Source organism: Klebsiella sp. JN_Kp126 (genome assembly GCF_033843325.1).
Lineage (GTDB): Bacteria > Pseudomonadota > Gammaproteobacteria > Enterobacterales > Enterobacteriaceae > Klebsiella > Klebsiella michiganensis.
This window is the reverse complement of sequence record NZ_JAWXQV010000056.1, coordinates 61,911-81,013: the sequence shown is the minus strand read 5'-3', so window position 1 is coordinate 81,013 and position 19,103 is coordinate 61,911. Positions and strand designations below refer to the sequence as shown.

Annotated in this window: 15 protein-coding genes; 6 read left to right on the top strand and 9 right to left on the bottom strand. The window is 56.3% G+C overall.

Annotated elements, in window-relative coordinates; genetic code table 11:
• Nucleotides 1-71 precede the first annotated feature (71 nt).
• Nucleotides 72-920, bottom strand: coding sequence for an SDR family oxidoreductase (locus SIK97_RS12170; RefSeq protein WP_014227633.1), 849 nt, complete (start codon nt 918-920; stop codon nt 72-74).
• Nucleotides 921-1,010: 90 nt separating this feature from the next.
• Here SIK97_RS12170 and SIK97_RS12165 point away from each other — a divergent pair, with 90 nt between their 5' ends.
• Nucleotides 1,011-1,388, top strand: coding sequence for a winged helix-turn-helix transcriptional regulator (locus tag SIK97_RS12165; RefSeq protein ID WP_004098015.1), 378 nt, complete (start codon nt 1,011-1,013; stop codon nt 1,386-1,388).
• 52 nt (nt 1,389-1,440) lie between these two features.
• Here SIK97_RS12165 and SIK97_RS12160 read toward each other — a convergent pair whose 3' ends face one another.
• Nucleotides 1,441-3,384, bottom strand: coding sequence for a bifunctional 2',3'-cyclic-nucleotide 2'-phosphodiesterase/3'-nucleotidase (locus tag SIK97_RS12160; RefSeq protein WP_057173308.1), 1,944 nt, complete (start codon nt 3,382-3,384; stop codon nt 1,441-1,443).
• A gap of 191 nt (nt 3,385-3,575) precedes the next feature.
• Here SIK97_RS12160 and cysQ point away from each other — a divergent pair, with 191 nt between their 5' ends.
• Complete coding sequence (gene cysQ / locus SIK97_RS12155; RefSeq protein ID WP_004098019.1) at nt 3,576-4,319, top strand: 3'(2'),5'-bisphosphate nucleotidase CysQ; 744 nt, start codon at nt 3,576-3,578, stop codon at nt 4,317-4,319.
• Here cysQ and SIK97_RS12150 read toward each other — a convergent pair.
• Complete coding sequence (locus SIK97_RS12150) at nt 4,309-4,866, bottom strand: YtfJ family protein (RefSeq protein ID WP_032747643.1); 558 nt, start codon at nt 4,864-4,866, stop codon at nt 4,309-4,311. The genes cysQ and SIK97_RS12150 overlap by 11 nt on opposite strands.
• 322 nt (nt 4,867-5,188) lie before the next feature.
• Here SIK97_RS12150 and SIK97_RS12145 point away from each other — a divergent pair, with 322 nt between their 5' ends.
• On the top strand, nt 5,189-5,395 hold the full coding sequence (locus SIK97_RS12145; RefSeq protein ID WP_004098023.1) for a DUF1107 domain-containing protein: 207 nt from the start codon (nt 5,189-5,191) through the stop codon (nt 5,393-5,395).
• A 67-nt stretch (nt 5,396-5,462) separates the two neighbouring features.
• On the opposite strand, the gene araC is transcribed toward SIK97_RS12145, so the two are convergent.
• The 5 genes from araC to msrA form a co-directional block, all read right to left on the bottom strand.
• Nucleotides 5,463-6,335, bottom strand: a complete 873-nt coding sequence (araC, locus tag SIK97_RS12140; protein ID WP_004098024.1) for an arabinose operon transcriptional regulator AraC — start codon at nt 6,333-6,335, stop codon at nt 5,463-5,465.
• 30 nt (nt 6,336-6,365) lie between these two features.
• Nucleotides 6,366-8,375, bottom strand: coding sequence for a beta-galactosidase (locus tag SIK97_RS12135; protein WP_038423970.1), 2,010 nt, complete (start codon nt 8,373-8,375; stop codon nt 6,366-6,368).
• A gap of 18 nt (nt 8,376-8,393) precedes the next feature.
• Nucleotides 8,394-9,626 (bottom strand): oligosaccharide MFS transporter, encoded by a 1,233-nt coding sequence (locus SIK97_RS12130; protein WP_014227639.1) that lies wholly within the window; start codon nt 9,624-9,626, stop codon nt 8,394-8,396.
• Nucleotides 9,627-9,822: 196 nt separating this feature from the next.
• Nucleotides 9,823-11,166 carry a hemolysin family protein gene (locus SIK97_RS12125; protein ID WP_025107621.1) on the bottom strand — a complete coding sequence of 448 codons (1,344 nt, stop codon included), beginning with the start codon at nt 11,164-11,166 and terminating at the stop codon, nt 9,823-9,825.
• 184 nt (nt 11,167-11,350) lie between these two features.
• Entirely contained in the window at nt 11,351-11,989 is a 639-nt protein-coding gene (msrA, locus tag SIK97_RS12120) for a peptide-methionine (S)-S-oxide reductase MsrA (RefSeq protein ID WP_014227641.1), read from the bottom strand.
• Between the two features lie 209 nt (nt 11,990-12,198).
• Between msrA and tamA the strand changes: the two genes are divergently transcribed.
• The 3 genes from tamA to SIK97_RS12105 are packed head-to-tail and all read left to right on the top strand — an operon-like array spanning nt 12,199 to nt 18,052.
• Nucleotides 12,199-13,932 (top strand): autotransporter assembly complex protein TamA, encoded by a 1,734-nt coding sequence (gene tamA, locus SIK97_RS12115; protein ID WP_014227642.1) that lies wholly within the window; start codon nt 12,199-12,201, stop codon nt 13,930-13,932.
• Nucleotides 13,929-17,705: an autotransporter assembly complex protein TamB gene (tamB, locus tag SIK97_RS12110; protein WP_042944137.1), complete on the top strand. Its 3,777-nt coding sequence runs from the start codon at nt 13,929-13,931 to the stop codon at nt 17,703-17,705. The genes tamA and tamB overlap by 4 nt, the downstream gene beginning before the upstream one ends.
• A gap of 2 nt (nt 17,706-17,707) precedes the next feature.
• Entirely contained in the window at nt 17,708-18,052 is a 345-nt protein-coding gene (locus SIK97_RS12105; protein WP_004098039.1) for a gamma-glutamylcyclotransferase, read from the top strand.
• A 151-nt stretch (nt 18,053-18,203) separates the two neighbouring features.
• On the opposite strand, the gene ppa is transcribed toward SIK97_RS12105, so the two are convergent.
• On the bottom strand, nt 18,204-18,731 hold the full coding sequence (ppa, locus tag SIK97_RS12100; protein ID WP_004098041.1) for an inorganic diphosphatase: 528 nt from the start codon (nt 18,729-18,731) through the stop codon (nt 18,204-18,206).
• Nucleotides 18,732-19,103: the final 372 nt, after the last annotated feature.

Here is a 19,103-nt window from a genome sequence, read left to right as displayed (position 1 = left end):
CCCGACGGACATCCGTGCATTATTGAGGATGGCCCGCCGGGATGCTACAAAAATTAACCACTATGTAACAGTTACAGAATGCCTTTGACGCTCTCTGCCAGCGTCGTGGTTGGGCGACCGATGAGCTTACTCAGGGTGCGACTATCGTCGAACAGACCGCCTTTGGACGCGCCGGTATCAGAATCCGCCAGCATATCCGCCAGACCGGCAGGTAGCCCGACGCCCTTCAGCGCGGCGGCGAAATCGGCTTCGCTGAGGTTTTGATACACCACGTTTTTACCGCTTTGTTTGCTCAGCTCAGCGGCCAGTTCGCTCAGCGTCCACGCCTCATCACCCGCCAGTTCATACACTTTTCCGGCATGGCCCTCTTCGGCGATAACGCGAGCGGCGGCGGCGGCGTAGTCCGCGCGGGTGGCGGAGGCGATTTTGCCGTTACCGGCCGCGCCGATAAATACGCCATGTTCAATCGACGGCGGCGCGCTGGCAAGGTAGTTTTCGGTGTACCAGCCGTTGCGCAGCAGGGCATACGCAATGCCGGAGTCGGCGAGCATTTTCTCGGTGGCGATATGCTCATCCGCCAGCCCCAGCGGGGAGGTATCGGCGTGCAGCAGGCTGGTGTAGGCGATAAATTTCACGCCGGCGGCTTTCGCCGCGTTAATCACGTTGCGGTGCTGGACGGCGCGCTGGCCGACTTCGCTGGACGAGATCAGCAGCAGTTTGTCCACGCCCTGCAGGGCGGCGGTCAGCGCGGCTTCATCGCTGTAGTCGGCCTGACGAACCACTACGCCCTTTTGGCTCAGCGATTCAGCCTTCGCCGGGTTGCGCACGATAGCCACAACCTGGCCTGCGGGGACGGTAGTTAACAGATTTTCCAGGACGTGCTGGCCAAGCTGGCCGGTTGCGCCGGTAATTGCGATCATAGGTCTTCTCCTTCGTGTTCATTGGCAGTTGTGGTAAGCTAACACCTTAACTAACTTTTAGTAAGTACGTACAAAAAGGTAAGTATGAATATGGCGAATCTGACGCTGAGCGAGCAGCTACGCAACGGCAACCTGTTTGCCGAACAGTGCCCCTCGCGGGAAGTGCTCAAGCACGTGACCAGCCGCTGGGGCGTACTGATTTTGGTGTCCCTGCGCGATGGCACCCATCGGTTTAGCGATCTGCGGCGTAAGATCGGCGGCGTCAGCGAAAAGATGCTGGCCCAGTCGCTCCAGGCGCTGGAGCAGGATGGCTTTCTTAACCGCGTGTCGTACCCGGTGGTACCGCCGCACGTTGAATATAGTCTGACTCCGCTCGGTGAGCAGGTGAGCGAGAAGGTGGCGGCGCTGGCGGACTGGATTGAGCTGAACCTGCCCGCGGTTCTGGCGAACCACGAACAGGTAGCCTGAGGATGATGCCAGGATAGCCCCGGTAAGCGCAGCACAACCGGGGAACCGGCAATTATTTACTCAAATCCAGCTGATAAATGGCAAAGCCGATATCGTCGGTAGCCACCTGGCGCATCGGGTATTGCGCTTTCTCTTTGATAAACGCCGCGGCCTTATCGCCTGGTGAGGTTTCAAAGCGAATATCTAGCGGTACGGTGCTGTGGATCGGCGCCAGGCGCCAGTTGTTATCCGCCGCCGGATGGATCTCGCCGTTTTTCTTCGACTCCGCGCCAATCCACGCCGCCAGCACCGAGCGGTTTTCATCCGGCGAGGCGAACGCGATATGATCCTCGCCGGTGCCCTGGAATTTACCGCCGTAAGCGCGGTAGTTATTGGTGGCGACGAGGAAAGTGGCGTTCGGATCGATTGGCTTGCCGTTAAAGGTCAGGTTTTTAATTCGCTCGGCCTGCGGATTTACGGGCTGACATTCGCCGTCATAGCGCGCCGGCTGGGTGATATCGATCTGGTAGTTCACGCCATCGATGACATCGAAGTTGTAGGTGCGAAAGCCGTCCCAGTTAATCAGCGACTGCGGCTTGCTGCTGCTGGGGTCAATCTGATTGAACTGCCCGGCGGAGCACTCCAGCCACTCTTTAACCTCTTTACCGCTGACTTTCATTACCACCAGGGTGTTGGGATACAGGTAGAGGTCGGCGGCGTTGCGGAAGGTGAGCTGCCCTTTTTCCACTTCAACAAAGCTGGCGGGGTCATTTTTGCGTCCGCCGACTTTAAACGGCGCGGCGGCGGAGAGTACCGGTAGTTTCGCCAGATCCGGGTCGCCCTGAATATAGTGCTCAACGTAGGCCTTCTGGGCCATATTGACCACCTGCACGGTCGGATCGTCCTGCACCAGCGCCAGATAGCTGTACATATTATCCGAGGATTGACCAATCGGTTTGCCGACAAACTCGCGGGTGGCGTCATGGTCGGCTTTTAGTACCGCCACCATGTTGCTGTCTTCTGCCGCCAGCGATTTCTTCGCCACCGCATCGTAGATCGGCCGCGCTTCGGCTTTCGCTGCGCTGACCTGCCATTTACCGCTGTCGTTGTTCAGAACCAGATCGACCACCCCAAGGTGATCGCCCCACATGCCCGGCATCACTGCCGGTACGCCGTTCAGCGTACCTTTCGTGATATCTGCGCCTTTGATACCGGCAAAATCTTTGCTCGGGAAGACGGCGTGCGCGTGGCCGAACATAATGGCATCGACCCCAGGCACCTGGCTTAAATAGTAAACGGAGTTCTCCGCCATGGCCTGATACGGGTCGGCGGAGAGGCCGGAGTGGGCAATGACCACCACCACGTCCGCGCCTTTCTCACGCATTTCCGGGACAAACTTGCGCGCGGTGGCGGTAATGTCATTGACGGTGACTTTGCCGCTGAGATTGGCTTTATCCCAGGTCATAATCTGCGGCGGTACGAAGCCGATATAGCCAATGCGCAGGGTCTGAGTTTTGCCGTCGCTATCCTGTACCTGGGTATCCTGAATCAGATAAGGCGTAAACATCGGTTGGCCGGTTTTGGCGTCAATAATATTGGCGTTCACGTAGGGGAATTTTGCCCCGGCCAGCGCTTTGTGCAGGAAGCCGAGCCCGTAGTTAAACTCGTGGTTGCCGAGGTTACCTACGACATAATCCAGGGTATTCATCGCCTTGTAGACCGGGTGAACATCGCCTTCTTTCAGTCCCTTCGCCGCCATATAGTCGCCCAGCGGGCTGCCCTGAATAACGTCGCCGTTATCGACCAGCACGCTGTTTTTGGCTTCCTGGCGCGCTTTCTCAATCAGGGTTGCGGTGCGCACCAGGCCAAATTTTTCCGTGGCGCTGTCTTTGTAATAGTCAAAGTCCATCATATTACTGTGCAGATCGGTGGTTTCCATGATCCGCAAATCGACCGTCGCCGCATTTACGCTGGCGGCGATCAGCGTGGCCAGCAGCGTTGCGCTAAACTTAATCATCAGTGGCGTCCTTTTTTATGAGCAATGGCACAGAAGAAAATGTATTTACATTCTGTTGCTTACAGAAATGTGAATCATGCCAGAAAAGCGGTGAAAGAAACCGCCATCGTTATCACAGATAGCGGAACTCACAATGATGCGATATAAATAAAACAACGAGTTAACGCCACTGTAACCAGACGAGGTGGAGAATGTTAGAACAAGTATGTCAGCTAGCACGGAACGCGGGCGATGCCATCATGGAAGTTTACGATGGAAAACAGCCGATGGACGTTGCCAGCAAGAAGGACGATTCTCCGGTCACGGCCGCGGATATTGCGGCACACAAGGTGATTATCAGCGGCCTGCTGGCGCTGACGCCCGATATTCCGGTTCTGTCGGAAGAGGACCCGCCGGCCTGGGAGGTGCGCCAGCACTGGCAGCGCTACTGGCTGGTGGACCCGCTGGACGGCACCAAAGAGTTTATCAAGCGCAACGGCGAGTTTACCGTCAATATCGCCTTGATTGAAAACGGGAAGCCGATCCTTGGCGTGGTCTACGCGCCGGTGATGAAGGTGATGTACAGCGCGGAAAAGGGCAAAGCGTGGAAAGAGGAGTGCGGCGTTCGCAAGCAGATTCAGGTCCGCGATGCGCGTCCGCCGCTGGTGGTGATTAGCCGCTCCCACGGCAATGACCCGGAGCTGCAGGAGTATCTGGAGCAGCTTGGCGAACACCAGACCACCTCAATCGGTTCATCGCTGAAGTTCTGTCTGGTCGCCGAAGGGCAGGCCCAGCTTTATCCGCGCTTCGGGCCGACCTCCACCTGGGACACCGCGGCCGGTCATGCGGTCGCCAGCGCCGCCGGGGCGCACGTTCACGACTGGCAGGGGCGTACCCTTGATTACACGCCGCGTGAATCGTTCCTCAACCCCGGCTTCCGGGTCTCTATTTATTGAGCAGCTTGTGCAGCAGGGCAACCACCTGCTGCACCTCTTCCTGGCTAAGCGCGCCGTCTTTAGCCCACTGTACGCGGCCGTCTTTATCCAGCACCACGATGGCCGAACTCTCTTCATTAAGCTGCCACGCTTTGCGGACCACACCGTTGCTGTCGACGATAAACTGCGACCAGGGGTAGAGCTGCTTGTTGCTCTCAATACTGCTGCGGACAAACATGCCTGAACCCGGGATAGCGTCATCGGTATTGACGATTGTGGTGGTTTGATAGCGATCGTGCGGGAGCTTTGCGCTTTTAATCGCTTCAATCAGGGTCGCGTTTTTTTCTTTTGCCGACGAGCGCCCGGCAATATGCTGCACGACGCGCACTTTCCCCACCAGCTGCGCGCTATTCCAGCTTTTATAGCTAAACTTATCGTTGTTCAGTACCAGCTCCCCCCGATCCGCGACGCCGACCGGCGCAACGCGCTGACCATCGACAAAGTTATGCGCCGACGCCATCAGCGGGAACAGGAGACATGAAACGGCCAGTAATCTACGTAGGGTCATGGTGTTTCCTTTTATTATCTGTGCAGGTGATCCGACCACTTGGTCTGCTTTAATCATAAGTGCGATTTATGGGCATTACCCGCAATGATGGTGCCAGTTTGCGTGTTGACGCACAATTCCGTCTAAAATCGGCGACTTATACTACCTTCATCGGATGCCTGAAACGAAAACTCTGAATTATTGTCATCATAAGGTAAATAAACTTATACAAACTGGGTATCACTCAGATTCTGGACTATAGTTTCAGGGCATTAAAATTTGCGATTCCGGTACGTGGGCTAACTGTGGCACCACAGGAGCGTAACCCTGGCAGGAGACAACAATGAAAATTTTCCAACGCTACAACCCGCTACAAGTAGCGAAGTACGTGAAGATCCTGTTCCGTGGACGTTTGTATATCAAGGACGTTGGCGCTTTTGAGTTTGATAAGGGCAAAATCCTTATCCCGAAGGTTAAGGACAAGCTGCATTTGTCAGTGATGTCTGAAGTCAACCGCCAGGTGAGCCGTCTGCAAACAGAGATGGCATAGCCTGAAAAGAGGTATGACTACACGGTAAAAAGGCGGCTCCCTAAGGGAGCCGTTGATGTTTCTGGACCTATCCCTTCATTTCCGCATAGCGTTTACGGTACTCGCCCGGGGGAATGCCGTTATGTTTACGGAAAATGCGCGTGAAATAGACCGGGTCTCCGTAACCTACCGACAGGGCGATTTTGTTAAGCGGCAGGGAGGTGCTCTGGATCAGCCACCTCGCGCGGTTGATGCGCTGCGCCTCGCGCCAGGCGTAAACCGTTTGCCCCAGCTCATTTTTGAACAAATGCGCCAGCCGCGAAGGGGAGAGAAAAACCATCGCCGCCAGGGTCTCGATCTTCATCTCCTGGGCAATATGTTCGTTAAGATAGTCGCACACCGCGTTAATCCGCGGGTCGTGGGCGTGGCGGTTGCTGATCGGCTGTCGCTGAAAGCAGTTCAGGATCAGGCGCTCCAGCGCATTCATCGCCAGCGCCTCCGACAGCGGGGCGGAGGCGGAGTGGTGGCGGATAACTTCATAGAACAGATCGCGCAGACTCTGCAGCTGCTCAGGATCGTTGACCGTAGTTTTACCAATGCCGTGGGTCGTTTGATCCCATTTTAGCCAGTCTATCCAGTAGGGCCGGGGGATGAAGTAGATCCATAAATGATCCCAGTATTCGCTGTGTTCATCCCGTCCGTAATGGTGCGGAACGCCGGGCGGGAAGAGCAGCAGATCGTTTTCACGACACAGAAGGGAGCCGTCTCCCGCTTTCGCGCGCGCCTGGCCGCGAAGCGTCAGATTGATGATGTAACCTTTCATCCCCTGCGGGCGGTTTATGTAGTAGTCCAGCTTTGAGCCGCGGGTGATTGGGGTAAAGCCGGCGACGACCCAGGCGTTGAAGGTAAAGGTCTTCATCAATGGCGAGAAGTTCAGTAGCTCATTGATATCCAGTTCCATCGTTTCTCCCGCCCGAGCGCCGCCGCCCGCTTAACTTTCGATGATAGTAAATTCCCATGCTTTGAGGCGCAACGGCTGGCCGCAGCTAACTTTTTCCCCGCTCAACAGCGCGTTGCCCGATGTCTCGCTGATAAACGCCTGCGGTTCGCCGGAGTAGTTGAACAGGAAGTGGATGCTGTTGCCGTCGCGGTTGCGCATCTTTTTGACCACCAGCGGATAGCGGTAGGCCGATGTACGTGAACGCAGATCCAGTCCTGCGGTCAGCCGATCGAACAGCTGGCTAATCAGCGTTTTCTGCGGCAGGAAGCCAACGTAAATCGCCCGACCCTGAGCGTAATCCGCCTCGGTGGCGGCGGCATAGTCGCCCCATGCCGGATGCTGATAGCGCAGTAGCGTACGGGTACCGGCGTCCGGCGTCAGCAGCTCCATCCACAGCTCGGCCTGATTGTCTTGACGGCAATCAATGTCCGCGCTGCAGGCGCTTACCGTGGTTTCTTCCGGCAGGGTGAATTGACTGTAGCTCACGCCGCAGCTCTCGCGCAAAATTCCCGGCTGCGCGCCGCTGCGCACCTTCACGTTTTCATCGCTAAAGCCCGATTTAAAGCCGATCAGCGCTCTGCCGCCCTGCTCGATATAGCGGTTGATGCGCGTCAGCAGGCCATCATCGGCGGCGTAGAGTCCGGGTACGATCAGCGCGCGGTAGCGCGCGGTTTCCTCGTTAACGTCGTGGATAATATCGAGGCTGATATTGTGGTCGTACAGCGCATCGTGGAAGCGGCGGAAAATATCGTTATAAATATTGCCCTGCGCGTCGCCGGGACGGAACTGGTTAAGGGCGTCCATCGCCTCATTGCTTATCAGCAGCGCGACGTCGTTTTCTGCCTTCAGCTCCGCCAGCTGCGGCGACAGGCGGGCAAAGTCAGCCCCGATAGTGGTGGCCTCCTGCCAGGTCGCGTTGCGCGAGAAGTCGTGGCTTAACAGCCCCTTCCAGTAGGTCTCGAACGCGTTATGAATCGAATGCCAGTGCCAGTAAGAGACCATTGCCGCCCCCGATGCCACGTGGCTAAAAGCCTGCAGGCGCAGCTGGCCCGGATAAGGTGTCCACTGGGCAAAGCCCTGCGCCTGGGTTTCCAGCACGAAGTAATTCTTACCCTGCTTTAGCGAACGCGTAATGGCGCCGCCAAACGCGATTTCTCGCCCGGTCAGGTGTTTCTGGCTCGGGTGATAGATATCGACACCGGCAATATCCAGCGTCTGTGCCGCCGCAAAATGGTCAACTCGCGGCTGCACGCCGTAGGAGTAGCCGCGCCATTCAAAATCGAAGTTGTGGGTGACGAACTGATGCGGCTGGGCATATTCGCGCACGATCTCCGCCTGCCAGGCGAGATACTCCGTCACCTGCTGGCGCTGGTAGCGGGAGAACGCGCAGGCGAGGCTGGCGTTGATAGTGTTTTCGACCGGCGGAAAATCCTGCCAGCTATCGATGCGGTTGCTCCAGTAGTCCAGACCAAAATCGTTATTCAACCGGTCAAGATCGGGGTATTTTTCCCGCAGGCTGCGTACAAAACCCTCCTGCATATGGCGGCCGATATTATCGTAATGCTTGGTTTCGTTATCCAGCTGCCAGCCAATAATCGCCGGATGGTGCTGTACGTGCGCCATTAGCGTACGGATAATCTTTTCGGCATAGCGGCGAAAGGTCGGGTTGACGATATCCATAATCTGGCGCGGGCCATATTTTTGCTGCCCGTTGACGGTAGTGACCAGAATATCCGGGTGCTTCGCCGCCAGCCAGGCCGGGACGGCGTAGGTTGGCGTGCCGATAATCACCGCGATCCCCGCTTTATGCATGGCATTCAGCACCCGGTCGATATGGTAGAAGTTATATTCGCCCTCCCGGGGCTCCAGCGTACTCCAGGTCGATTCGGCAATCCGCACCACGTTAATGCCCGTTTCCTGCATTAAGGCGATATCTTTCGCCAGCCGATCTTCCGGCATATATTCATCGTAATAGGCCACGCCATAAAATAAATCAGACATACAGGTTACCTCCTTAAATTAATGCGCGGGCGCCGGCTGCGGGGCAAAAGCGCGCGCTTTGTCCAGCGTAATAAATGAAATCAGGGTAAAGCACAGGGCGATACCGCCGAGCACGATATAGCTGCTGGTAAAGCCCATGCTCTGGTACATATGACCGATGCCGGTAGAAAGGAAAATAGAGCTAAAGCTTTTCGAAAACTGAAAGCCGATTAAATAAACCGTGGCCGAAAGCAGCGGGTTGAAGTTAGCCGTAATATATTTCAGCGCGGCGACGAGTAATACCGAGCTCTCAAAACCGTGCAGCAGTTTAATCAGGCTAATGGACACCGGACCGATAGCCCAGGCCGAGCCGATAATGCGCAGACTCATAATCATTCCGCAGTACAGCAGAGCATTTTTCGGGCCGATTTTATTCACGAACCATGGGGCGAAAAACATCACTACCGCATCAAGGAAAATCTGACCTGTGGTTAAATAGCCGAAGACTTCCGCGCCGCGCGCTTTGCTCTCAAAGAAGTGGCTGTAATAGATGGCGAACTGCTGGTCGTAGGTTTCATATACCGCGCCGACGCCGATCGTGTAGATCGCGAAGAACCAGAATTTCTTCATTTTCAGCAGCGAGGTGGCGTCGCTCAGGGTGACCGGCGAGGCTTTACTGCTGTGTATCGCGCCTTGTTTATTCGCGCTAATCTGCATTTTCCAGACAATGACCAGCAGGCATACGCCGGCACCGCTGGCCAGCCAGAAAATCATGTTCTGGTCGATCCCGTAGAGCTTGCCTGCCGCGAAGGTGCCGATAGCCGCGCCAATGCCGCCAAACATTCTGGCGCGACCAAACTCAAAACCGGAAGCGCGGCTGACTTTATCAATGTAAGCTTCGCAAATACCGCAGCCTGCGCCGTAGGCCATGCCAATATAGATGCCGCCCGCCAGCGCCCCGAGAAAAACGTTAACTTTTAATAATGGCGCAAAGACGTAGATCCAGTAGGGGGCAAAGAGGGTAATAATGATGGCCAGCAGCCACATCAGGTTTTTACGATAGACCAGCCTGTCGGATATAAAACCGAATAGTGGTTGAACGCAAACGGCAATAATCGCGGTAAAGGAATAAACCAGACCGACGTCAGTGTAATTAATGCCGATGGTTTCCGTTAACCACAATGATAAATAAGGATAGCAGCATCCCCAGCCAATAAAGAAGAACAGGAAGAACAGACAGCTTATATAGTAATTTTTATTTGATTCTATCATGGTAACCCTCGCTTCCTTTATTCAGGAATATGATCGTGTAGACGCGAGCAAAGTTACCTTTTTGCGCAGAGGGGAGTCATGAACGTTTCGCTGTGGAGCAGTAAAAATCTGCTATTGCCCGAGGGGCGTGAGCAGCCTCACATTCGGACAATAAAAAAGGCGGATTTTCATCCGCCTTGTCGGTTCGTCAACGGTTTTACGCTGACTCTTTATCGCTGTTGGCCGCATCCGGCAGCTTGGGCACCAGCACCGTCGGCTTATTGTCGATACGGGTCACCAGCAGCTGATCGATGCGGTAGTTGTCGATATCCACCACTTCGAACTTATAGCCGGAGAATTTCACCGCGTCGGTGCGCTTGGGAATTTTACGCAGCATAAACATCATAAAGCCGCCGATGGTCTCGTAATTGCCGGACTGCGGGAAATCATCGATATCCAGCACCCGCATCACGTCGTCGATCGGCGTTCCGCCGTCAATGAGCCAGGAGTTTTCATCGCGCGCGACGATCTGCTCTTCCAGCCCCTGGCCGACGAGGTCGCCCATCAGGGTGGTCATCACGTCGTTCAGGGTGATAATCCCGACCACCAGCGCATATTCGTTCATGATCACGGCGAAGTCTTCACCGGCGGTTTTAAAGCTTTCCAGCGCTTCAGACAGCGTCAGGGTATCCGGGACAATCAGCGTATTGCGAATCTGCACGCCGCCGGTCAGCACCAGACTCTGGTTTGCCAGCACGCGGTTCAGCAGGTCTTTGGAATCAACGTAGCCGATGATGTGGTCGATATCTTCATTACAGACCAGGAACTTGGAGTGCGGATGCTCCGCGACCTTATTCTTCAGGCTCTGTTCATCTTCGTGAAGATCGAACCAGATGACGTTTTCACGCGAGGTCATCGATGAAGGCACGGTGCGCGATTCCAGTTCGAACACGTTCTCAATCAGCTCATGCTCCTGCTTACGCAGCACCCCTGCCAGCGCGCCGGCTTCCACCACGGCGTAAATATCATCGGAGGTAATGTCGTCTTTACGCACCATCGGAATTTTGAACAGGCGGAAGATATTGTTGGCCATGCCGTTAAACAACCACACCAGCGGGCGGAAGAGAAACAGGCAGAAGCGCATCGGGTTGATGATGCGTAAAGCGACGGCTTCAGGCGCGATCATACCGATGCGTTTCGGAGTCAGGTCAGCAAACAGAATGAACAGGCTGGTGACCAGGGTAAAGGAGATAATAAAGCTCAGCTGCTCGGAGAGCTCCGGGGACATATAGCGGCTAAAGAGGCTATTAAACGCCGGCGAAAATGCCGCATCGCCGACGATACCGCCGAGAATCGCTACCGCGTTGAGGCCGATTTGCACCACGGTAAAGAACATCCCGGGGTTTTCCTGCATCTTCAGCACGCGTTGAGCGTTGATGTTGCCGTCATCGGCCAGCAGCTTGAGTTTGATTTTACGTGATGCGGCCAGCGAGATTTCCGATATCGAAAAGAACGCACTGACGGCTATCAGACAAAGTATTACTAAAATACTGTTTAACATATCTTATCTGACCGTTGAGATCAGATCCTCGGAAGGGAAGTGGATAACGCTAAGTGGAATTCACAAAAAGCCGGTCCGAAGGCTCTGGACCGGCGATAGCACGGCGTAGTATAGCGTAAGGTACTGTAAAGCCGCCAGAGCGTAAATTATTCAATCCGGCGGCCTGCCCTACGGTGCAGCCGCATCAGGCCTGCGGCGGCAAACAAACCCCAATTCCGCCAATGCCGCAGTATCCGTACGGATTTTTATGCAGATACTGCTGATGATCGTCTTCCGCATAGTAGAACGGCTTCGCCGTCGCGATCTCGGTGGTGATAGTGCGCGGGTCGTTGGCTTCATTCATTGCCGCCTGGAAACGCGCCAGGCTGGCCTTCGCCGCCTCGCTCTGCTCAGGCGTTAGCGGATAAATCGCGGAGCGATACTGCGTTCCGCGGTCGTTACCCTGCTGCATGCCCTGCGCCGGGTCGTGATTTTCCCAGAATACCTGGAGCAGCTGCTCATAGCTGATAACCTGCGGATCGTAGACCACGCGCACGGCTTCAGCATGGCCAGTCTCGCCGCTGCAGACTTCGCGGTAGGTCGGGTTGGGCGTATAGCCGCCGGTATAGCCAGCGGCGGTGCTATAAACGCCGGGCAGCTGCCAGAACAGGCGTTCAACGCCCCAGAAGCAGCCCATGGCGAACAGGGCGACTTCCATTCCTGCGGGAACGTTGGTCATCGAGTGACCATTGACGGCGTGGAGCGTAGCCACCGGCATCGGCGTGTTGCGTCCCGGCAGCGCGTCCGCTTGGGCGACAAGATGCGTTTTATCAAATAGACTCACGGTGGGCCTCTCAAAACAGAAAATGTGGTTAAGGTTGTAACCAAGCGTGTCTTTGAACACAATAAACGCGCTTAATACGTCTAGATTTAAACATAAGAATTATTTGGGATAACGTCTATTTTTCAACCCTTAGTTGTTAGGGTTTTGTTAAGCCGTGGAGCGGCACTTTCGTTTCCTTCGGGGGGAAACAAGGATATTCAGGAGAAAAAGTGCTACAAATCCGCCAGTTATGTATCGCCAGCGTTTTGCTGGTCAGCGGGGTCGCCAGCGCAGCGAGCGTGCGTTTGCAGGTTGAGGGACTATCCGGGGAACTGGAAAAAAACGTCCGCGCCCAACTCTCTACGATCCAGAGCGATGAAGTCACGCCGGACCGGCGCTTTCGCGCGCGCGTTGATGATGCTATCCGCGAAGGACTGAAAGCGCTGGGCTACTACGAGCCCACGATTGATTTTGATTTACGTCCGCCGCCGGCGAGGGGGCGTCAGGTGCTGATCGCCAAAGTCACGCCCGGCGAACCGGTGCGCATTGGCGGCACTGACGTGATTTTACGCGGCGGCGCCCGAACCGATCGCGACTATCTGGATTTGCTAAACACGCGCCCGGCGATCGGCACGGTCCTCAATCACGGTGATTATGACAGTTTTAAAAGCTCTCTGACCCGGGTTGCGCTGCGTAAGGGCTACTTTGACAGCGAGTTTAATAAAAGCCAGCTTGGCGTTTCCCTCGACCGGCATCAGGCCTTCTGGGATATCGACTACAACAGCGGCGAGCGCTACCGCTTTGGCCCGGTCACTTTTGAAGGCTCGCAAATTCGCGACGAATATCTGCAAAACCTGGTGCCGTTTAAGCAGGGCGACTACTACACCTCGCAGGATTTAGCCGAACTTAACCGCCGCCTGGCGGCAACCGGCTGGTTTAGCTCCGTCGTGGTGGCGCCGCAGTTTGACAAGTCCCGCCAGACGAAAGTGCTGCCTTTGCAGGGCGTGGTCTCTCCGCGTAAAGAGAACACCGTGGAAACCGGGGTCGGCTACTCAACCGACGTCGGGCCGCGCGTCAAAGGCACCTGGAGAAAGCCGTGGATGAACTCCTACGGCCACAGCCTCACTTCCAGCCTCAGCCTTTCCGCCCCTGAACAGCAGCTTGATTTCAGCTACAAGGTACCGCTGTTAAAAAGCCCCCTGGAGCAGTACTACCTGATGCAGGGCGGCTTTAAACGTACGGATCTCAACGATACCAAATCTGACTCCACCACCCTGGCCGTTTCGCGCTACTGGGAGATGTCGAGCGGCTGGCAGCGCGCGCTGAACCTGCGCTGGAGTCTTGACCACTTTACCCAAGCCAACGTCACCAACACCACCATGCTGATCTATCCCGGCGTGTCGGTGAACCGTACCCGTTCGCGCGGCGGCCTGATGCCGACCTGGGGCGATTCGCAGCGCTATTCGGTGGACTACTCCAACACCATGTGGGGCTCGGATATTAACTTTATTGTGATGCAGGCGCAGGACGTCTGGATCCGCACTCTTTATGACCGCCACCGCTTCGTGGTGCGCGGCAACCTCGGCTGGATTGAGGCCGATAACTTCAGCAAAGTCCCGCCGGATCTGCGTTTCTTCGCCGGCGGCGACCGCAGCATTCGCGGTTATAAATACAAATCTATCTCGCCAAAAGATGACGACGGCAAGCTGATGGGGGCCTCGAAGCTGGCTACCGGCTCGCTGGAGTATCAGTACAACGTGAGCGGCAAGTGGTGGGGCGCGGTGTTCGTCGATAGCGGCGAAGCGGTAAGCGATATCCGCGAAAGCAACTTTAAAACCGGCGCCGGCCTCGGCGTGCGCTGGCAGTCTCCGGTCGGGCCAATCAAGCTGGATATCGCCAGACCGATCGGCGACAAAGAAGAGCACGGTTTACAGTTTTACATCGGTCTGGGGCCTGAATTATGAGTTTATGGAAGAAGATAAGCCTCGGCGTACTGATTTTTCTGCTGCTGCTGCTGGGGACGGTAGGATTCCTGGTGGGGACGACGACCGGTCTGCATCTGGTTATCAAAGCCGCCGATCGCTGGGTCCCGGGGCTGGAAATCGGTAAAGCCACCGGCGGCTGGCGCGATCTGACGCTGGAGAACGTGCGCTTTGAGCAGCCGGGCGTGGCGGTCACCGCCGGCCAGTTCCATCTGGGCGTTAAGCTACGCTGCCTGTGGGACAGCAGCCTGTGCGTCAACGATATCTCTCTGCGCGATATCTATGTGGCGATCGATACCAGCAAGATGCCGCCAGCGGCGCCGGTTGAAGAAGAAGAGAGCGGGCCGCTGAATCTCTCCACGCCTTATCCCGTTACCCTGAGCCGGGTGGCGCTGCATAACGTCAACGTAAAAATTGACGATACCGCCGTCTCGGTGCGCGACTTTTCCACGGGGCTTAACTGGCAGGAGAAAAACCTCACCCTGACGCCGACCTCGCTGCAGGGGTTGCTCATCGCGCTGCCGAAGGTGGCGAAGGTGGCTCAGGAGCAGGTTGTCGAGCCGAAAATTGACAACCCGCAGCCGGAAGAAAAGCCGCTCGGCGAGACGATGAAAGATCTGTTCTCGAAACCGGTGCTGCCGGAAATGACCGACGTCCATCTGCCGTTGAATCTTAATATTCAGGCGTTCCGCGGCGAGCAGCTGCGTCTCACCGGCGATACCGATATAACCATCTACAATCTGCTGCTTAAAGTCAGCAGCATCGATGGGCAGATGAAGCTGGACGCGCTGGACGTAGACTCCGACCAGGGGAAAGTCACGGCTTCCGGTAACGCGCAGCTGCAGGATAACTGGCCGGTCGATATCACCCTCAACGGTACGCTGAATATTGACCCCCTGAAGGGCGAGAAAGTGCAGCTAAAAGTGGGCGGCGAAGTGCGTAAAAAGCTCACGGTCGGCGTCGATCTGAATGGTCCAGTCGCGATGACGCTGCGCGCCGAAACGCAGCTGGCGGAGGCCGGCCTGCCGCTGGATATGGAGGTGAAAAGCAAGCAGCTCTACTGGCCGTTTACCGGCGAGAAAGCGTATCAGGCTGACGATCTTCTGCTGAAATTTAACGGCAAGATGACCGACTACACCCTGGCCTTTAGCACCGCGGTGAAAGGGCAGTCGCTGCCGCCAGCGAAGATTAACCTGAACGCGAAGGGCAACGAGCAGCAGGTGAATCTCGATAAGCTCACCGTCGCCGCCCTCGAAGGGAAAACCGAACTGAAGGCGCTGCTCGACTGGCAGCAGGCGATCAGCTGGCGCGGCGAACTGACGCTTGACGGTATCAACACCGCTAAAGAGGTCCCGGACTGGCCGTCGAAGCTCAACGGTCTGATTAAGACCCAGGGCAGCCTGTACGGCGGCAGCTGGCAGATGTCGGTGCCGGAGCTGAAAATTACCGGTAACGTGAAGCAAAACAAAGTCGATGTAAGCGGATCGCTGCAGGGCAACAGCTATATGCAGTGGAAAATCCCCGGCCTGCATCTGGCTTTAGGCCCTAACAGCGCCGATGTGAAAGGCGAGCTGGGGGTCAAAGACCTTAACCTCGACGCCACCATTGACGCGCCGCATCTCGATAACGCCCTGCCGGGCCTGGGCGGGACGGCGAAAGGGCTGGTGAAGGTTCGCGGCACCGTCGACGCGCCGCAGCTGCTGGCGGATATCACCGCCCGGGCGCTGCGCTGGCAGGAGCTGTCGGTGGCTCAGGTGAACGTGAAGGGCGATGTGAAATCCACCGACCAGATTGGCGGTAACCTTGACGTACGCGTAGACCGTATTAGCCAGCCGGGCGTGAATATCAGCCTGGTGCAGCTCAATGCGAAGGGCAATGAGAAGCAGCACGACCTGCAGCTGCGGGTGCAGGGCGATCCGGTCTCCGGGCAGCTCTCGCTGGCGGGGAGCTTTGACCGCAAAGCGGAGCGCTGGAAAGGCACGCTGAGCAATACCCGTTTCCAGACCCCGGTGGGGCCGGTGGCGCTGACGCGTGATATCGCGCTGGATTACCGCAACCTTGAGCAGAAAATCAGCATCGGGCCGCACTGCTGGACTAACCCGAACGCCGAGCTGTGCGTACCGCAGACCATCGACGCCGGCGCGAGCGGGCGCGCGGTGGTGAACCTCAACCGTTTCGATCTCGCGATGCTCAAGCCCTTTATGCCGGAAGCGACCCAGGCCAGCGGCGTGTTTAGCGGTAATGCCGATGTGAGCTGGGACACCACCAAAGAGGGGCTGCCGCAGGGTAAGGTCACCCTGAGCGGGCGTAACGTGAAGGTGACGCAGACGGTCAACGACGCGCCGCTGCCGGTGGCTTTCGATACCCTGAACCTCACGGCCGATCTGCACAATAACCGCGCCCAGCTGGGCTGGCTGATTCGCCTGACCAACAATGGCCAGCTGGACGGACAGGTGCAGGTCACCGATCCCCAGGGCCGACGCAATCTGGGCGGTAACGTCAATATCAGCAACTTCTCGCTGGCGATGATCAACCCTATCTTCTCGCGCGGTGAAAAGGCGGAAGGGAGACTGAACGCGCGTCTGACGCTGGGCGGTAACGTCCAGAGCCCGCAGCTTTTCGGTCAGATGCAGCTGAACGGCGTGGATATTGACGGTAACTTTATGCCGTTTGATATGCAGCCGAGCCAGCTGGCGATGAATTTTACCGGTACCCGTTCGACCCTGCAGGGGACGGTGAACACTCGCCAGGGACAGATTGCGCTCAGCGGCAACGCCGACTGGACGCAGATTGACAACTGGCGCGCGCAGATTGCGGCGAAGGGCAGCCGGGTGCGGATAACCGTGCCGCCGATGGTGCGCCTGGATGTGTCGCCGGACGTGGTCTTTACCGCCACGCCAAGCCTGTTTAACCTGGATGGCAGCGTTGACGTACCCTGGGCGCGTATCGTCGTCAACGAAGTGCCGGAAAGCGCCGTTGGGGTCTCATCTGACGAAGTGATGCTGGATAAAAATCTGCAGCCGATTAAGCAGCAGAGCGCCGGTATCCCTATCAACAGCAATCTGACGATTCACGTGGGCAACAACGTTCGTCTCGACGCCTTTGGTCTGAAAGCGCGTCTGACCGGCGATTTGAAAGTGGCGCAGGACAAACAGGGGCTGGGGCTCAACGGGCAGATCAACATCCCGGAAGGGCGTTTCCATGCCTACGGCCAGGATCTGATCGTGCGTAAAGGCGAGCTGCTGTTCTCTGGTCCGCCGGATCAGCCGCTGCTGAATATCGAAGCCATTCGTAATCCGGACGCCACCGAGGACGACGTTATCGCCGGCGTTCGCGTGACCGGCTCGGCCGATCAGCCGAAAGCGGAGATTTTCTCCGATCCGGCGATGTCGCAGCAGGAAGCGCTCTCTTACCTGCTACGCGGGCAGGGTTTAGGCAGCGGACAGAGCGATAGCGCAGCCATGACTTCAATGCTTATTGGTATGGGGGTTGCACAAAGTGGTCAGGTTGTGGGTAAAATCGGCGAGACGTTTGGCGTAAGCAATCTGGCGCTGGATACCGAGGGAGTGGGCGACTCCTCCCAGGTGGTGGTCAGCGGCTATGTACTGCCGGGTCTGCAGGTAAAATATGGGGTAGGGATCTTTGACTCCCTGGCGACGTTGACGTTACGCTATCGCCTGATGCCTAAGCTATATATGGAAGCTGTGTCTGGCGTAGACCAGGCTCTCGATTTGCTCTATCAGTTTGAGTTTTAGCAATGCGAATATTTGTTTACGGCAGTTTACGACGCAAACAAGGCAACAGCCACTGGATGACCAACGCTCAGTGGCTGGGCGATCATAGTGTCAATGATTATCAACTGTACAGCCTGGGCCACTATCCAGGCGCGGTGCCCGGCGATGGCACGGTACATGGTGAGGTCTATCGTATTGACGCATCGACGCTGGCTGAATTGGATGCGCTGCGTACCAAAGGCGGCGAGTATGCTCGTCACCTGATCCAGACGCCCTACGGTAGCGCCTGGATGTATGTCTATCAGCGCCCCGTTGAGGGCTTCACGCTGATAGAAAGCGGCAACTGGTTGGATAAAGACCAGTATTAATAACGATAACGCCACCTTCGGGTGGCGTTGTTTTTTGTGGCGTTGGGTGCTGTCGCCCGGCTAAGGCGTCAGCCGCCGCTCGGGCATGGATCAACGGCCAAAAAAAACACCGCCCGGAGGCGGTGTTTTTGCGAACCTGAGTGCGGCAGAATTACTTCTTAGCGCGCTCGAAGGAAGCCACGATTTCAGCTTTTGCCGCTTCAGCGTTGTCCCAGCCGTCAACCTTAACCCATTTGCCCGCTTCGAGGTCTTTATAGTGCTCGAAGAAGTGGGTGATCTGCGCTTTCAGCAGTTCCGGCAGGTCGTTCACATCTTTAATGTGATCGTACTCTTTGCTCAGCTTGGTGTGCGGTACCGCAACCAGTTTCGCATCTTCACCGGATTCGTCGGTCATTTTCAGCACGCCAACCGGACGGCAGCGGATGACTGAACCTGGCTCCAGCGGGTACGGCGTCGGGACCAGAACGTCAACCGGGTCGCCGTCCAGGGACAGGGTGTGGTTGATGTAGCCGTAGTTGCACGGATAGAACATCGCCGTGGACATGAAACGGTCAACGAACAGTGCACCGCTCTCTTTGTCGACTTCGTATTTGATAGGATCTGCGTTCGCCGGGATCTCGATCACGACGTAGATGTCTTCCGGCAGATCTTTGCCCGCAGGTACGTTGAGTAAGCTCATGTCTGTTTCCTTTAAAATGTATGGCAAACAAGTGCCCGGTATTATAGCCAACTCACATCGAATGTCTTCGCTTCTTTTTCCCCAGAACGGGTGGGTGGAGTCTGAATTTTTCAGCGTAAGACAGCCTGAAAATCCATAAACATAGCCGCATACTGAATAAAATTATGTAACCGTTTTCATTGCATATGCTTGATATCTCAAAGTGTGCAAAATTTCGTCATAAACGGCGAAGCTCGCGCGGCTCGCGAAGCCTCACCGGCTCTCCGCTGGTGAGATGGCCGCTGATTAACATCTAATTAACTTTTTTGAAGTGTGATGTAACGCATTCAGTTACATCTCCGATTGTCTATAGTTTGTCCGCAGGTGAGGCTT

Coding starts and splice junctions, on each gene's coding strand:
- SIK97_RS12170 (WP_014227633.1), bottom strand. CDS start 920: ATGATCGCAATTACCGGCGCAACCGGCCAGCTTGGCCAGCACGTCCTG.
- SIK97_RS12165 (WP_004098015.1), top strand. CDS start 1,011: ATGGCGAATCTGACGCTGAGCGAGCAGCTACGCAACGGCAACCTGTTT.
- SIK97_RS12160 (WP_057173308.1), bottom strand. CDS start 3,384: ATGATTAAGTTTAGCGCAACGCTGCTGGCCACGCTGATCGCCGCCAGC.
- cysQ (WP_004098019.1), top strand. CDS start 3,576: ATGTTAGAACAAGTATGTCAGCTAGCACGGAACGCGGGCGATGCCATC.
- SIK97_RS12150 (WP_032747643.1), bottom strand. CDS start 4,866: ATGACCCTACGTAGATTACTGGCCGTTTCATGTCTCCTGTTCCCGCTG.
- SIK97_RS12145 (WP_004098023.1), top strand. CDS start 5,189: ATGAAAATTTTCCAACGCTACAACCCGCTACAAGTAGCGAAGTACGTG.
- araC (WP_004098024.1), bottom strand. CDS start 6,335: ATGGAACTGGATATCAATGAGCTACTGAACTTCTCGCCATTGATGAAG.
- SIK97_RS12135 (WP_038423970.1), bottom strand. CDS start 8,375: ATGTCTGATTTATTTTATGGCGTGGCCTATTACGATGAATATATGCCG.
- SIK97_RS12130 (WP_014227639.1), bottom strand. CDS start 9,626: ATGATAGAATCAAATAAAAATTACTATATAAGCTGTCTGTTCTTCCTG.
- SIK97_RS12125 (WP_025107621.1), bottom strand. CDS start 11,166: ATGTTAAACAGTATTTTAGTAATACTTTGTCTGATAGCCGTCAGTGCG.
- tamB (WP_042944137.1), top strand. CDS start 13,929: ATGAGTTTATGGAAGAAGATAAGCCTCGGCGTACTGATTTTTCTGCTG.
- SIK97_RS12105 (WP_004098039.1), top strand. CDS start 17,708: ATGCGAATATTTGTTTACGGCAGTTTACGACGCAAACAAGGCAACAGC.
- ppa (WP_004098041.1), bottom strand. CDS start 18,731: ATGAGCTTACTCAACGTACCTGCGGGCAAAGATCTGCCGGAAGACATC.